Here is a 13,880-nt window from a genome sequence, read left to right as displayed (position 1 = left end):
CTAATTTACTCTTGTGGGTTATGGTAAACCGCTTCGATATCATCTAATAAAGTCACTATTTCGTTGGCTAAATCACCATCCATGCCAACACCATACAATTCGTATGAGGGGCCATAAACGGTAACAGGTTGATCGCTGCTCATGGTTTCACTTTGCAGATCGATTTCCAATCTTTCGGTAATTAGGTCGCGAACATACTCGCCACGACTCAAATTTTTGATCACTACATTGTCATTTAAGGTGACAGTTTGCTGCTGCAGTACTGTAGCGTGATCGGCTACAATTTGCCATATGGGTTGTGCTGGGTCTGGGTAAACCAAAATTTTCGGTTTAGAGAAGGTGGTATGTTTTAGTTGCTCAAAAAACTCCATCTGTTCAGCGTAGATGCGATAACGTGGCGCACCATCTTCACCAAAGCTAATGCTGTATAGCTGCTCGGCAACAAAATTAGGTTTACTGGCTTCTCGCTTGGCGGCTACTTGCTCGTCCTCTGAGGGGCTGAGTTGCCAAAGCACGATGGCAACAACAAATAGCAGTCCGAAAAACCAAGTAGGCTTGTTCATACACTCATGCCTTGGGCATTCTCTAGCTGACCTTTTGCCTGCAAAATTAGATCACAAAGCTCACGAACTGCGCCATATCCGCCCGGTGTCACGGTAATATAGTCGGCCGCTTGCTTGCACAAAGGGTGAGCATCTTGAACTGCCACGCCTAAGGCGCATGCGAGCATCACTGGAGTATCAACCACGTCGTCGCCGATATAGGCAACTTCGTTAGCACTTATCTTTAGTTGCTCAAGCATTTGCTGATAAGCCACCATCTTGTCTTGCTGGCCTTGGTAAATATGGCGAATACCTAGCGCTTGCATACGCTGCTCGACAATTTTGGATTGGCGGCCTGTGATAATGGCAATCTCAACCCCAATATTGAGTAAGGCTTTTATGCCAAAACCGTCGTGAGTATGAAAAGCTTTTAGCTCTTCACCGTCATTGCCCATATAAATTCTGCCATCTGAAAATACCCCATCAACATCGCAAATTAGCAAGGTTATGGTTTTGGCGCGGTCAAAATTTTGTTGGCTCACTGAACCGTAAGGTGTGGTTTCGCTCACTAATAAACTCCTGCCTGTAATAAAGTATGCATGTTAAATGCACCCACTACTTTTTGTTGTTTAAGCACGAACAAGCCATTAATAGAGGTTTGTTTCATTAATTTTAGTGCATCAAATGCCAACCAATCACTTTCAATGACTTTGGGGTTGTGGGTCATGACTTGACCAATTTGCGTGTCGTGAATATCAACCCGTTGATCTAAGATACGGCGCAAGTCCCCGTCGGTGAAAATACCGACTAAGTGTTGCTGTTGGTCAACCACGCCTACCATACCTAAGCCTTTCGCGGTGATCTCAAATAAGGCTTCGCGAATAGTTTGTTCGACTGTCACTGAGGGAATTTGTTCCCCTCTTAGCATTAAGTCGCTGACACTGAGCAATAATTTTTTACCAAGAGTGCCCCCTGGGTGAGACAAGGCGAAATCTTCTGCAGTAAAGCCTCTGGCTTCTAACAAGGCTACCGCCAATGCATCGCCCATTACTAAGGTTGCGGTGGAACTAGCTGTGGGGGCTAAGCCTAGCGGGCAAGCTTCACGAGGCACCGAGATACATAGGTGGAAGTTGGCAAGTTTTGCCATTGTTGACTGCGGGTTACTGGTCATGGCAATGGAGCGAACACCAATACGATTAAAGACGGGATAAAGTGCCAATATCTCTGCTGATTCGCCAGAGTTAGATAGCGCTATAACAATATCGTCAGCCGAAATCATTCCTAAGTCGCCGTGGCACGCTTCTCCAGGATGAACAAAAAAGGCTGGGGTGCCAGTAGACGCTAACGTCGCGGCTATCTTATTGGCAATATGTCCAGATTTTCCCATGCCCGTCAAAATCACTTTTCCCTTACAAGCTAAAATGAGCTCACAAGCTTGGCTAAAATCTTGTTCAAGGTACTGGTGAAGGTTTTGAATACCCAAAATTTCTATATCAAGAACTTGTTTAGCTGAAGCAATATAATCAAATGACACGCCATTCCCCTATAAGTAAGGCTTAAGTGATAAAAAAGGTAGGGTTTACCCTAAGAATAATAGCATTTGGTAGCCTATGAAGCCGCTACACAATAAGCCGCCTTCCCAGCGTGATATACGGCGACTTTTGCCAAACCCCATGGCCATAATAAATAACACTACGGTTACGCCCATCATCACGTAGAAGTCTCGGCCAGCAGCGTGAGCATCTACTTCACCTGGCGCTAGCATCGCGGGTACTGCCAACACGGCTAAAATGTTAAACAAGTTAGAACCAATGATATTGCCAAGAACGAGGTCATCCTCTTTCTTCATGACACCTGCAATACAGGCTGCCAGTTCAGGCAGGCTAGTACCTACAGCGATAATCGTTAAGCCGATTACCAGATCGCTCATACCAAAATAACGGGCAATTTCTGAAGCCGAATTAACTAAAAGATCAGCGCTGAGCGGCAGTAATACCATACCGACAATTAACCACATTAGGGCTTTTTTGGTTGGCACGTCACTGGGCACTTCCGATTCAGCTTCCTCAATTATAGGGTCTACTTTGGCGCCTTTGCGTTGGCGCAGTGCAGAGATAATCAAAAAAGCCATCATTGCGATAAAGAAGCCCAGTAGCACGGTACCTTCTGCATAACCTAAATATAGGTCATTGAGTACCCAACCCGCGATGGCGGTAGCGGCTAATACCAGCGGCAACTCTCTGAATAAAATAGAGGAAGACACCATGAGTGGTTTTAATAAGGCGGTAATTCCTAATACTAACGTAATGTTGGTAATATTAGAGCCGATAACATTACCCACCGCTGTATTCATCTTGCCTTCAAGAGCCGCTGTCGCCGACACCATTATCTCCGGCGCAGACGAGCCTAAAGCAACAATGGTAAGGCCAATGATCATTGGTGGTAGGCCAAAGTTATTGGCAATGGCTGCAGCGCCAAAAACAAAACGGTCGGCACTCCATACTAAGATAACGAGGCCAACAATCAATAATAAAAATTCAATAAGCATGTGCTTCCTTTGCGCGATAATTACGACGAAACAGACAAAACCGTGGCATTGTCGGCATTTTCCTAGCAAATTGGAAGAGTTTAACCTTGAGTGTCACCAATTATCTCAATAATATGTCCCCCTTAGCCGATCAAGATTGCTCACGGAGTGGCGGATAGTTTGATTGAAGTAAAACAACTGGCGTTTCAGCGCGGCGACAAAGTTATCTTTGATGGCTTAAACTTGCGTATCCAAGCCGGCAAAATCACCGCCATCATGGGGCCTAGTGGTATAGGTAAAACAACCCTGCTCAAGCTTATTGGCGGGCAGCTGCAACCGAGTGCAGGTGAAGTGCTGATAGACCATCAAAACGTTCACCAGCTTAACCGCAGTGGATTGTTCAAACTACGTAAACGGATCGGCATGCTATTTCAAAGTGGCGCGTTATTTAGCGATCTGACGGTGTTTGAAAATGTCGCTTTTCCGTTACGCGAGCACACTCAGTTACCAGAAGCTGTATTGCGTAATTTGGTGTTGATGAAGCTGCAAACCGTGGGTTTGCGTGGTACAGCGCAATTGATGCCTAGTGACTTATCTGGAGGCATGGCTCGACGGGTTGCTTTGGCTCGGGCGATAGCCTTAGAACCGGAAATTATTCTCTATGATGAACCCTTTGTTGGCCAAGACCCTATTTCGATGGGGGTGCTGATCAACTTAATTAAAGGCCTAAATCAAAGCTTAAACCTTACCTCAGTAATTGTATCTCATGATGTTAACGAAGTATTAAGCATCGCCGACTATGTGTTTATCGTAGATGGCCATAGTGTGCTAGCCGAGGGTAGCGTAGAGCAAATCGCAGCCAACCCTAATCCTCGTTTAGCTCAATTCTTAAAGGGACAAGCGGATGGGCCCGTGGCATTTCACTATCCCGCCGAAGACTATGCTCAAGCGCTAAGGCATCATAATGATTGAACAGATTGCTTTGTTAGGCCGAAATACTCTATTGCGCTTGTCGGCAATTGGCCGAGCCAGCTTAATGCTGTGGCATGCTTTGGTCGCTTGGCCAAGCAAACAGTTGCTGAAAGATACGATTCGTCAAACTTATGTGGTTGGCGTTCAATCATTACCGATAATTTTAGTTTCTGGTTTATTCATCGGCATGGTTTTAGCCCTGCAGGGCTATCATATACTGGTCGATTTCGGGGCTGAAACTAGCCTTGGCCCCATGGTGGCTTTGTCTCTACTCAGAGAGCTGGGACCGGTAGTTACAGCATTGTTATTTGCTGGTAGGGCTGGGTCAGCGCTAACGGCTGAAATTGGCTTGATGAAAACTACAGAACAACTGTCTAGCATGGAAATGATGGCGGTTGACCCTCTTAAAAGGGTTATTGCTCCTCGCTTATGGGCAGGGTTTATCGCTATGCCACTATTAACCTTGATGTTTAATTTAGTGGGGATATGGGGAGGCTTTCTGGTTGGGGTTGAATGGCTAGGGGTTGATAACGGTAGTTTCTGGTCGATTACCGCGGCATCCATTGAATTTGGCCAGGATATCGGCAATGGCATGATTAAGAGTGCTGTTTTTGCCATTACCGTGGTCTGGGTCGCTTTGTTTAATGGCTATGATGCGGTACCTAGCGCACAAGGCATTAGTCAAGCCACTACCCGCAGCGTAGTACATGCCTCCTTATTGGTATTGGCTTTAGATTTTATATTAACCGCATTGATGTTCGGCAATTAGGTTTAGGGATTAACATGAAAGTAAATAAAATAGAATTGTCGGTAGGGCTGTTTGTATTGTTGGGCATTGCGGCCTTATTGGTATTGTCGTTGAAAATTGCTGATAGTCAGTTTGGAAACAATACTGATAGTTATACCTTGTATGCCAAGTTCGACAATATCGGCGGTTTAAAAGCGCGTTCTCCAGTCAAAGTGGGCGGAGTAGTTGTAGGAAGGGTTGAAGCGATTAACCTTGATGTTGAGGATTACATGCCGAAGGTGACTTTAAGCATGAATCGAAAATACGGGTATTACCCAGAAACCAGTTCATTATCGATTCTTACTGCTGGCTTATTAGGAGAGCAATACATTGGGCTTACTCCTGGATTTGTCATGGAAGATATTGAAAATTTGAACGATGGTGACCTGATCGAAGATACAAAATCTGCGTTAGTACTAGAAGAGTTGATAGGACAATTTCTATTTTCAGTAACGGAGAAATGATGATGCGAGCAATAAGTGGTGTATTGGTCGGCTTACTCGGTTTATTTGTCGTGGCAGTAGCCGTGGCCGACGAAACTACTGAGATAAACCAAAATCCCTATCGCTTAATGAGCTATGTTGCTGAGCAAACATTCAGTCGCTTAGCCAAAGTAGACAGAGACGCTGAAGACGCGGCGAGCCAGATTGAAGATGTGGTTCGTCAGCAATTAATGCCACATATTGACTATCGTTATGCCGCCTTTGTTGTGCTGGGTAAACAAATCAAAAAAACCAATAAACAACAACGCGCACGATTTGTCGATGCTTTTCAAGAGTATTTAGTAAGCACTTATACTCAAGCTTTGAGTCAATACAAACAGCAAGAAGTTACTATAGAGCCTGTAAAGTCGATTGAAGGCAGAACGAAAATTGGCGTAAAGGCGCAGTTTATTGATGGAGAACGTCCGCCCATCAAGTTGGAGTTTAAGTTTAGAAAGCTGAAAAATGAAGACCGTTGGCTGGCTTATGATCTCGTTGCCGAGGGCGTCAGTTTGCTATCGACTAAGCAATCCGAATTCGATAGTTTGATTCGCGCCAACGGAATAGATGGGGTTATTACTCTACTAGAAGAAAAAAACATTAGCCTTGCCGAGAGCAATTCATGAGTCAGACCATTCAATTTGACCAGCAAACTTTACGACTCAATGGTGATTGGACGGCGGTTCAAGTCGCCGCCAATTGGGAGCAGTTAAGTGCTTGTGAAGCCGATTGCCTCGACCTAGTAAATTTAAAGCGGATTGACTCTGCAGGAATAGCCGCTATCATCACCGCCTTAAAACCTGAACCTAGCAATCCTTTAGCGATTAAGCATTGCACGGATCAAGCCAAGCAATTGTTTAAGCTCTATGAGCTTGAGCCCTTGCTGACATTTGAAGAATAAAGCACTTTGCCGGAGCGTAATCATGCAACCAGAACAAATTGAACAATTATTAATGCAAGCGCTTGAGCTAGAGCATGTGCAAGTAACGGGCGAAGGTAATCACTTTCAGGTTGTTGCTGTTGGTGCAATGTTTACGGATCTGTCGCGCGTTAAGAAACAGCAAGCGGTATATGCACCATTAAAAGAATACATTGCGAGTAATGAAATTCACGCTTTAGGGATCAAGGCTTTCACTCCTGATGAATGGCAAAAACAACAAAAATTTGGCCAACTGTAGTAGGAGTTGTTGTGGATAAGTTTAGAATTGAAGGCGGCTGTCGTCTAGAAGGCGAAGTGGTGATCTCTGGAGCGAAAAATGCGGCCCTGCCGATCTTATTCGCGACTTTGTTATGTGAAGAACAGGTCACCCTGCATAACGTGCCTCAACTAAGAGATATTGGTACTACTTGCAAAATGTTGGAGCATCTAGGCCGAGAAGTTGAAGTAGACGGTGAAACGGTGATCGTTAAAGCGGGTAAAGCCAATGACTTTGTTGCCCCTTACGAGCTAGTAAAAACCATGCGTGCGTCTATCATGGCGCTTGGTCCCTTGGTTGCTCGCTACGGCGAAGCCGACGTATCGTTACCTGGTGGTTGTGCCATTGGCGCACGACCTGTAAACCTACACATTCATGGTTTAGAGTTGATGCAAGCCAATATGAGTGTGGAAGATGGTTATGTTAAAGCCCGCGTAGACGGACGCCTTAAAGGCGCGCGTATCTTTATGGATATGGTCAGCGTAACCGGCACCGAAAACTTAATGATGGCGGCAGCCTTAGCTGAAGGTGAAACCATCATTGAAAATGCTGCCCGTGAACCTGAAGTGGTCGATTTAGCCGACTTCCTAAATACCTTGGGCGCAGATATTCAAGGGGCTGGTAGTGATACTATCGTCATCAAGGGTGTAGAAAACTTACACAGTGGCGAATATAGTGTTTTACCAGACCGCATTGAAACGGGCACTTATCTGGTCGGCGCTGCGGCAACGGGTGGTAAAGTGCGTTGTACTCATACTGACCCTAAGCTCATGGAGTCGGTATTGTCTAAACTTGAAGAAGCTGGCGCCAAGGTAAATACGGGTGTCGACTGGATTGAAGTAGACATGCAAGGTTGCCAACTAAAAGCGGTGAATGTTAAAACGGCACCGCATCCAGCTTTCCCTACTGATATGCAGGCCCAGTTCACGGTATTAAACATCGTGGCAGAAGGCACTGGCCACGTAACAGAGACGATTTTTGAAAACCGTTTTATGCATGTGCCTGAATTGATGCGTATGGGCGCAGAAATAGAACTAGAGGGCAATACAGCCATTTGTAAGCATTCAGAGCACTTAACTGGTGCACAGGTAATGGCAACGGATTTAAGAGCCTCTGCCAGCTTGGTGATTGCAGCTTTAGTCGCTGAGGGTGAAACCGTGGTAGACCGGATTTACCATATCGACCGAGGCTATCAAAACATTGAAACTAAATTTGCTCAGCTAGGCGCAAAAATCACTCGCTTTAACGACCACTCGTAGGTCGAGTGGGTAATTTTAGTTCGGTAACGGTAACGGGTAGCTGAAGTAGCTGCCCGTTTCTATATAAACTCACCATTATTTCACTGCCTGGACGCGTTTCTGCAACAATATCCATGGCTTCCTTAATCGATGAAATTTCTTCCCCTGCAATGCTTACCAATATGTCGTTAGCTTTAATCCCAGCTTTGCCGGCTGGCCCATTTGGATCCAAGCCACTGACGATCACACCATGGGTTTCGTTCAATTTAAGCCGAGAAGCCAAGATAGGGGTAATTTTTTGTCCGTCTAACCCCAAGTAACCCCGAACGATGGTGCCATCCTTGATTAAACTCAGCATAATTTTCTTGGCTAATACAAAAGGGATAGCGAAACTAATGCCATAGGTATCAGTGGCATCATTTAGATGATAGGCCGAGGTATTGATTCCGACTAACTCACCGCGAGTATTGACTAAAGCCCCCCCTGAGTTTCCGCGATTAATCGCCGCGTCGGTTTGTAGAAAATCTTGTCGCCCTGTCGAACTCATGCCACTACGCCCAGCGGCACTAATAATCCCCTGGGTAATGGTTTGGCCAACGTTATAAGGGTTACCGATAGCCAAAACCACGTCACCGACTTGAGTGCTTAGTTGGTCATTTTGTGGAATCACTGGTAGATCAGGTGAGCCATCGATTTTGAGTACCGCTAAATCAGTGATCATGTCTCCACCGACTAATTCAGCATTAAAGATACGACCATCTTGTAAAGCGATAACGATTTGGTCTGAGTTGGCAATAACGTGCAGGTTAGTTAGTACAAAGCCTTGATTAGACATGATCACCCCAGAACCCAAGCCCTGAGATTCTAATTGGGTGTCTACGTTAACATAGGATTGTAGAAAGCTGCGGGTATAGATGTTTACTACGGCAGGAGCTGCCCGCCTTGACGCTTGCGCATAGCTAACCAGAGGCGTCTCAGTATAGTCGTCTAATAGTTGCTTACTGTTTTCCCTAAATTCGGGGAAAGCAAATAATATCCCAATTGCCATCGCTAAACCGAAGATAGCGGGCTTGAGTAAATACTTGATTATAGATAACAATTATTCTTCTCCAGCTAGGCTATCAGCATAACACGGGCATTCTGGAGACAAAAGAAAAGGCGACTATATAAGTCGCCTTTGTGGTTCAAAATCTCGTTTACTGAATGATGCGGTAGAGGTTTTCGTCGCCGCGTTGAATATTGACAGCTAAAACGCGGGGTTTGGTTTCTAGCAGCTCACGTAAATCGGCGATGCTAGCAATTCTCACTTTGTTGATACCAATAATGATATCACCCTCTTCGAAACCATTATTTGCCGCTTTCGAGTTTCGTTGAACCTTGTTGACAATTACGCCAGCTAGTTCAGCGCCTTTGGCTGTTGAGCTCAAGCTTGCCCCCTCTAACGCTGGGTGCATTACCTTGGCATTAATATTTTGCTCTTCTGCTTGCTGTAAGGTCACCTTAAAGCTGATTGGTTTGCCATCTCGAATGGCGCCCAACTTAATGGTTTTACCTGCCCCCATGGTGCCTATTTTGGCGCGTAATTCAGCAAAGCTCTTCACCGGCTTATCATCAACCGAGACAATAATATCCCCTGGTTTTATGCCTGCTTGATCGGCTGCCGATTTTTGCATGACTTGATTAACAAACGCGCCGTGTTGTGAGTCGGTGCCGAAGGCTTTAGCTAAATCGCTATTTAGTTCGCCACCTGTCACGCCCAATACGCCGCGGCGTACTTCACCAAACTCGATAATTTGCTCGGCTAAGTTGCGCACCATGTTGCTAGGAATCGCAAAACCAATACCAATATTACCGCCATTTGGCGCAATGATAGCGGTGTTGATGCCGATGAGTTCCCCGTTCAAATTGATCAAGGCACCGCCAGAGTTTCCGCTGTTAATCGCCGCATCAGTTTGAATGAAGTTTTCTAAGTTCTCGATATTTAAACCGCTACGGCCTAAGGCGCTGACAATGCCTGACGTCACTGTTTGGCCTAGGCCAAATGGGTTACCAATGGCAATCGCGAAGTCGCCTACACGTAAGTTATCTGAGTCTGATAGTTTGATATCAACCAAGTCTTCGGCTTCTATTTGTAATAAGGCGATGTCGGTATGGCGGTCACTTCCTAGTACTTCAGCTTCAAACGTTCGGCCATCTTTTAGAGTTACCACTATCTCATCGGCTTCATGAATCACGTGATAGTTAGTGATGACGTAGCCTTTGTTAGCGTCAACTACCACCCCAGAACCTAAACCTTGGAAAGGTCTTTCCTGAGAGGAGCCATCGGGTGCGCCTTCTTGGCCGAAAAAGTACTTAAATAATTCTGGTATTTGTTGTTGTGACACTTTGGTTCCTGCCACTGAAATATTCACCACCGCAGGAGTAGCTCGTTCAAGTACTGGTGCCAATGTAGGCAAATCTTCGCCAGCGACAGACATTGGTAGTGCGGCATGGGCCTGAAAGGTGTTAATGCCAAGGAAAAATGAAAACAACAAAATAACAAATTTGTTAGCAGAAATGCTCATTTAGATACCCTCAATAAACAAATATCAATATAAAAACAGGATCTTAAAGACCCTGTTTAGGTAAAATAGTTCAATGATTTAGCTAGCTTTACGCTGGGCTTCGGTAAATAAACCAGAAGGTTCGTTAGAGTAGTCCTTTGGCTGGGCATCTTTAGATTCAACCGTTTCGTCTAACTCTAGTTTCTCTTGGTAGTCAGCAAACAGCTGAGGCTGAGCGGTGTCATCACTGATTAGAGATTTCGATTGGCTAGCCATATGCTCATAAATACCTTGGTACTGCTTGGCCATATCTTCGAGTAATTGTGCGCTGGTGGCAAAGTGCTCTTGAACTTGTTCTTTGTAGCTATCTAATTCGGCTTTGTTTTGTTGTAACTCTTGCTTCATATTTGCATCGCTGCCAACTGGCTTTGATGCCATGCGGCTAAGAAAAAAGCCAATGGCGACACCAATAAGAAGAAAAATCATACTGCTAATTGCGCTCATATTAATCCTTTGTTGGTCTTGATGAACTTTCAATATACTTGAGAAAGCGTTCACATGGTACTATCAATTTTGGTGTTATTTTAGCGGGTTTTGGGAATAGGGAAAGGATGAATCCACAGCAACAATATCAGCAAGATCTTCAAAAAAGTGATTTTGTACACGACAGTGCCCAAGCTTTCGCTGTAAGCCAGCTACAAGTCGTGTTTGAACAACTGTCGCAAAAGCCGCTGCCTCCTGTAGCTGAAACGTCATTTTTTTCTGCATTAAAACAGCGTTTTGGCAAAACAACGCCACCTTCAACTCAGTCCGTTCAAGGCTTGTATATGTGGGGCGGAGTGGGGCGTGGAAAAACGTATCTTATGGATACGTTTTTTAGCTGTTTAACTGGTGAACGAAAAATGCGCGTGCATTTTCATCGATTTATGCAGCGAGTTCATTCAGAGTTAAAAACTCTTGATGGGCAAAGTGACCCCTTATTGATCGTTGCTGAGCGCTTGTTTGCCGAAGCCGAAGTTATTTGCTTCGATGAATTCTTTGTGTCGGACATCACCGATGCGATGTTATTAGGTAGGTTATTTGAAGCCTTGTTTGAGCGAGGAGTAACATTGGTCGCCACTTCAAATATTCCTCCTGAAGATCTTTATCGAAATGGCTTACAGAGGCAACGTTTTCTACCCACCATTAAACTGATTCAACAGCATTGTCAGGTTATTAATGTTGATGGTGGTAATGATTATCGGATGCGCACCCTCAATGAGGCAGAGATTTATCATTACCCCTTAGATCAACAAGCGGAGAAAAACCTCGCTCAATATTTTTTGCAATTATCTAATGAACCCAGACAACAACTTGGTCAAATCGAAATTAATCAACGAATGATTAGTTTTGTTAATGAAGCTGATAGTGTTTTACACCTCGAGTTTGCCGAGCTCTGCGAGGGCGCGCGTAGCCAACTTGACTACATCGAACTGGCAAAGCTCTACCATACTGTGTTGCTGTCGGGGGTAGTGGCCATGGGGGCGACCAATGATGACGCAGCCCGTCGATTTATTGCATTGGTCGATGAATTCTACGAGCGTAACGTAACCTTAATTATTGCCGCAGCGGTGCCTTTATTAGACTTGTATCAAGGTGGGCGCTTAGACTTTGAATTTGAACGTTGTTTATCGCGCTTACAAGAGATGCAATCACATGAATACCTTGAAAGAGAGCATTTACCTTAAATAAAAGCAATAAAAGGTGGTTTTTTTTTGTACTTCCCCTATAATCTTGCCACCCCACGTTACATGTCACCGATTTGGTGGCACTAACAATCAAGTCTACTCCGTATTCGAAGGGATACCATGAGTGGCTATTTTCACGTTTGTGATTTTCACAAACACGTGTGTAACAGTTATTTTGGGTTATATATACAAATGAAAACTTTTGTAGCCAAGCCAGACAGCGTAAAACGCGACTGGTATGTTGTTGATGCAGATGGTAAAACTCTGGGTCGTATCGCAACTGAAATCGCTTCTCGCCTACGCGGTAAGCATAAAGCTGAATATACTCCTCACGTAGATACTGGCGATTACATCGTCGTGATCAACGCTGAGAAAGTAGCCGTAACAGGCAACAAAGCGAAAGGTAAAATTTACCACTCGCACACTGGTTACCCTGGTGGTTTGAAATCGATTAGCTTTGAAAAGTTACTCGAGAAAGCACCTGAGCGTGTTATCCAGTCTGCAGTGAAAGGTATGTTGCCAAAAGGTCCTCTAGGCCGTGCAATGTTCCGTAAACTGAAAGTATTCGCTGGACCTGAGCACACTCATGCGGCTCAGCAACCACAAGTATTAGACATTTAAGTTACGGAATTTTAATAATGGCTGAGAATCAATACTACGGCACTGGCCGTCGCAAAAGCTCTACTGCTCGCGTATTCATGAAAGCAGGTAGTGGTAACATCACTGTAAACAACCGCACTTTGGAAGTTTACTTTGGCCGTGAAACTGCTCGTATGGTAGTTCGTCAACCACTTGAACTAACAGAATTGTTAGGTAAAGTTGACTTGCTAGTTACCGTTAAAGGTGGTGGTACAACTGGTCAAGCTGGTGCTATCCGTCATGGTATCACTCGTGCGTTGATGGAATATGACGAAAGTCTACGTCCTGAACTTCGTAAAGCTGGCTTTGTTACACGTGATGCTCGTAAAGTTGAACGTAAGAAAGTTGGTCTACGTAAAGCACGTCGTAAGCCGCAATTCTCGAAACGTTAATTGCAAATACACTTACGTGTTACCAAAAAGCTCGGCTATGCCGGGCTTTTCTTCATTCTGAAAGGTTAAAATCCTTGATTTCCCTTGTCAATTTGTGTGTTTTTTATTACTATTTTGTTCGCATTTATCTGCAATTATGTAGTAGCAAGTAAACGCAACCTGTAGCAGAAAAACGCTACCTTGTGCAGCATGCCGCAAGGAAAATTACAATAATTGCGCGGATCCTTACCGGAGAGACATTGGATGAGCAACGCTCCTGTCGATGCTGGCCGCCGTCGCTTCCTTACCTGGACAACAGCTGTTGTCGGTGGTGTAGGAGCAACGTTTGCCGCAGTACCTTTTATCAGTTCATGGAACCCTAGTGCCAAAGCAAAAGCTGCCGGAGCACCAGTAGAAGTGGATATTAGCAAAATAGAACCTGGACAATTACTTCGTGTTGAATGGCGCGGAAAACCTGTTTGGGTGGTAAACCGTCCTCAAGCGGTTCTCGATAACTTAGGCACTATTGGTGACCAGTTACGAGATCCTAACTCTGAGGAGCCTCAACAACCGGAATACACCACCAACGAACATCGCTCGATTAAACCTGAGCTATTTATCGGTGTTGGTTTGTGTACTCACTTAGGGTGTTCGCCGACTTATTTACCAGGTAGTTTTGGTGAACAAGTGCAAGGCGTTGAATATGGATTCTTCTGTCCTTGTCATGGTTCAAAATTTGATATGGCTGGTCGAGTATTCCAAAGCGTACCTGCGCCTCTAAATTTGGTTGTTCCTCCGCATCACTATGTTGATGAAACCACCATTTTGGTTGGCATGGATAAGGGAGAGGCTTAAG

At 44.9% G+C, this 13,880-nt stretch carries 18 protein-coding genes; 11 read left to right on the top strand and 7 right to left on the bottom strand.

Translation table 11 applies throughout. The features are described from left to right. Positions 1–5: 5 nt before the first annotated feature. Genes lptC through M0C34_RS17320 form a run of 4 tightly spaced genes read right to left on the bottom strand, consistent with a single transcriptional unit; the run spans position 6 to position 3,090 of the window. Entirely contained in the window at positions 6–563 is a 558-nt protein-coding gene (gene lptC / locus M0C34_RS17335) for an LPS export ABC transporter periplasmic protein LptC (protein WP_248712923.1), read from the bottom strand. After that, positions 560–1,111 carry a 3-deoxy-manno-octulosonate-8-phosphatase KdsC gene (gene kdsC, locus M0C34_RS17330; protein ID WP_248712922.1) on the bottom strand — a complete coding sequence of 184 codons (552 nt, stop codon included), beginning with the start codon at positions 1,109–1,111 and terminating at the stop codon, positions 560–562. The genes lptC and kdsC overlap by 4 nt, the downstream gene beginning before the upstream one ends. Then, a complete protein-coding gene (locus M0C34_RS17325; RefSeq protein WP_248712921.1) occupies positions 1,111–2,076 on the bottom strand; it encodes a KpsF/GutQ family sugar-phosphate isomerase in 966 nt (321 codons plus the stop codon). Before M0C34_RS17325 ends, kdsC begins: the two co-directional genes overlap by 1 nt. A 45-nt stretch (positions 2,077–2,121) precedes the next feature. Further along, positions 2,122–3,090, bottom strand: a complete 969-nt coding sequence (locus M0C34_RS17320; protein ID WP_248712920.1) for a calcium/sodium antiporter — start codon at positions 3,088–3,090, stop codon at positions 2,122–2,124. Positions 3,091–3,237: 147 nt separating this feature from the next. Here M0C34_RS17320 and M0C34_RS17315 point away from each other — a divergent pair, with 147 nt between their 5' ends. Genes M0C34_RS17315 through murA form a run of 7 tightly spaced genes read left to right on the top strand, consistent with a single transcriptional unit; the run spans position 3,238 to position 7,765 of the window. Then, positions 3,238–4,041: an ATP-binding cassette domain-containing protein gene (locus M0C34_RS17315; protein ID WP_248712919.1), complete on the top strand. Its 804-nt coding sequence runs from the start codon at positions 3,238–3,240 to the stop codon at positions 4,039–4,041. After that, complete coding sequence (gene mlaE / locus M0C34_RS17310; protein ID WP_248712918.1) at positions 4,034–4,810, top strand: lipid asymmetry maintenance ABC transporter permease subunit MlaE; 777 nt, start codon at positions 4,034–4,036, stop codon at positions 4,808–4,810. The genes M0C34_RS17315 and mlaE overlap by 8 nt, the downstream gene beginning before the upstream one ends. Before the next feature lie 14 nt (positions 4,811–4,824). Then, on the top strand, positions 4,825–5,292 hold the full coding sequence (gene mlaD / locus M0C34_RS17305; RefSeq protein WP_248712917.1) for an outer membrane lipid asymmetry maintenance protein MlaD: 468 nt from the start codon (positions 4,825–4,827) through the stop codon (positions 5,290–5,292). Continuing rightward, a complete protein-coding gene (locus M0C34_RS17300) occupies positions 5,289–5,936 on the top strand; it encodes an MlaC/ttg2D family ABC transporter substrate-binding protein (RefSeq protein ID WP_248712916.1) in 648 nt (215 codons plus the stop codon). The genes mlaD and M0C34_RS17300 overlap by 4 nt, the downstream gene beginning before the upstream one ends. After that, a complete protein-coding gene (locus M0C34_RS17295) occupies positions 5,933–6,211 on the top strand; it encodes an STAS domain-containing protein (protein ID WP_248712915.1) in 279 nt (92 codons plus the stop codon). The genes M0C34_RS17300 and M0C34_RS17295 overlap by 4 nt, the downstream gene beginning before the upstream one ends. A gap of 22 nt (positions 6,212–6,233) precedes the next feature. Further along, complete coding sequence (locus M0C34_RS17290; protein WP_248712914.1) at positions 6,234–6,488, top strand: BolA family protein; 255 nt, start codon at positions 6,234–6,236, stop codon at positions 6,486–6,488. 11 nt (positions 6,489–6,499) lie between these two features. After that, positions 6,500–7,765 carry a UDP-N-acetylglucosamine 1-carboxyvinyltransferase gene (gene murA / locus M0C34_RS17285; RefSeq protein ID WP_248712913.1) on the top strand — a complete coding sequence of 422 codons (1,266 nt, stop codon included), beginning with the start codon at positions 6,500–6,502 and terminating at the stop codon, positions 7,763–7,765. On the opposite strand, the gene degS is transcribed toward murA, so the two are convergent. From degS to M0C34_RS17270, 3 genes are all read right to left on the bottom strand, one after another. Next, entirely contained in the window at positions 7,749–8,843 is a 1,095-nt protein-coding gene (gene degS / locus M0C34_RS17280) for an outer membrane-stress sensor serine endopeptidase DegS (protein ID WP_248712912.1), read from the bottom strand. The genes murA and degS overlap by 17 nt on opposite strands. Before the next feature lie 97 nt (positions 8,844–8,940). Next, positions 8,941–10,308, bottom strand: a complete 1,368-nt coding sequence (locus tag M0C34_RS17275) for a Do family serine endopeptidase (RefSeq protein WP_248712911.1) — start codon at positions 10,306–10,308, stop codon at positions 8,941–8,943. Between the two features lie 78 nt (positions 10,309–10,386). After that, entirely contained in the window at positions 10,387–10,791 is a 405-nt protein-coding gene (locus M0C34_RS17270) for a Z-ring associated ZapG family protein (RefSeq protein WP_248712910.1), read from the bottom strand. 107 nt (positions 10,792–10,898) lie between these two features. Between M0C34_RS17270 and zapE the strand changes: the two genes are divergently transcribed. The 4 genes from zapE to petA all read left to right on the top strand — a co-directional run bounded on the left by zapE (position 10,899) and on the right by petA (position 13,879). After that, positions 10,899–12,014, top strand: coding sequence for a cell division protein ZapE (gene zapE, locus M0C34_RS17265; RefSeq protein WP_248712909.1), 1,116 nt, complete (start codon positions 10,899–10,901; stop codon positions 12,012–12,014). A gap of 192 nt (positions 12,015–12,206) precedes the next feature. Then, positions 12,207–12,635 (top strand): 50S ribosomal protein L13, encoded by a 429-nt coding sequence (gene rplM, locus M0C34_RS17260; RefSeq protein WP_248712908.1) that lies wholly within the window; start codon positions 12,207–12,209, stop codon positions 12,633–12,635. A 17-nt stretch (positions 12,636–12,652) separates the two neighbouring features. Then, positions 12,653–13,045 carry a 30S ribosomal protein S9 gene (gene rpsI, locus M0C34_RS17255; protein ID WP_248712907.1) on the top strand — a complete coding sequence of 131 codons (393 nt, stop codon included), beginning with the start codon at positions 12,653–12,655 and terminating at the stop codon, positions 13,043–13,045. 243 nt (positions 13,046–13,288) lie between these two features. Next, positions 13,289–13,879, top strand: a complete 591-nt coding sequence (petA, locus tag M0C34_RS17250; protein ID WP_248712906.1) for a ubiquinol-cytochrome c reductase iron-sulfur subunit — start codon at positions 13,289–13,291, stop codon at positions 13,877–13,879. Position 13,880 lies beyond the last annotated feature (1 nt).

Origin of the sequence: Agarivorans sp. TSD2052 (genome assembly GCF_023238625.1) — a bacterium.
Classification (GTDB): domain Bacteria; phylum Pseudomonadota; class Gammaproteobacteria; order Enterobacterales; family Celerinatantimonadaceae; genus Agarivorans.
Note: the sequence above shows the minus strand (reverse complement) of the source record. Positions and strands in the feature narration are given on the sequence as shown.

Bases quoted from the DNA above. Each gene is read 5' to 3' on its own strand.
- lptC (WP_248712923.1), bottom strand. From the start codon at position 563: ATGAACAAGCCTACTTGGTTTTTCGGACTGCTATTTGTTGTTGCCATC.
- M0C34_RS17320 (WP_248712920.1), bottom strand. From the start codon at position 3,090: ATGCTTATTGAATTTTTATTATTGATTGTTGGCCTCGTTATCTTAGTA.
- mlaE (WP_248712918.1), top strand. From the start codon at position 4,034: ATGATTGAACAGATTGCTTTGTTAGGCCGAAATACTCTATTGCGCTTG.
- mlaD (WP_248712917.1), top strand. From the start codon at position 4,825: ATGAAAGTAAATAAAATAGAATTGTCGGTAGGGCTGTTTGTATTGTTG.
- M0C34_RS17300 (WP_248712916.1), top strand. From the start codon at position 5,289: ATGATGATGCGAGCAATAAGTGGTGTATTGGTCGGCTTACTCGGTTTA.
- M0C34_RS17295 (WP_248712915.1), top strand. From the start codon at position 5,933: ATGAGTCAGACCATTCAATTTGACCAGCAAACTTTACGACTCAATGGT.
- M0C34_RS17290 (WP_248712914.1), top strand. From the start codon at position 6,234: ATGCAACCAGAACAAATTGAACAATTATTAATGCAAGCGCTTGAGCTA.
- M0C34_RS17275 (WP_248712911.1), bottom strand. From the start codon at position 10,308: ATGAGCATTTCTGCTAACAAATTTGTTATTTTGTTGTTTTCATTTTTC.
- M0C34_RS17270 (WP_248712910.1), bottom strand. From the start codon at position 10,791: ATGAGCGCAATTAGCAGTATGATTTTTCTTCTTATTGGTGTCGCCATT.
- zapE (WP_248712909.1), top strand. From the start codon at position 10,899: ATGAATCCACAGCAACAATATCAGCAAGATCTTCAAAAAAGTGATTTT.
- rplM (WP_248712908.1), top strand. From the start codon at position 12,207: ATGAAAACTTTTGTAGCCAAGCCAGACAGCGTAAAACGCGACTGGTAT.
- rpsI (WP_248712907.1), top strand. From the start codon at position 12,653: ATGGCTGAGAATCAATACTACGGCACTGGCCGTCGCAAAAGCTCTACT.
- petA (WP_248712906.1), top strand. From the start codon at position 13,289: ATGAGCAACGCTCCTGTCGATGCTGGCCGCCGTCGCTTCCTTACCTGG.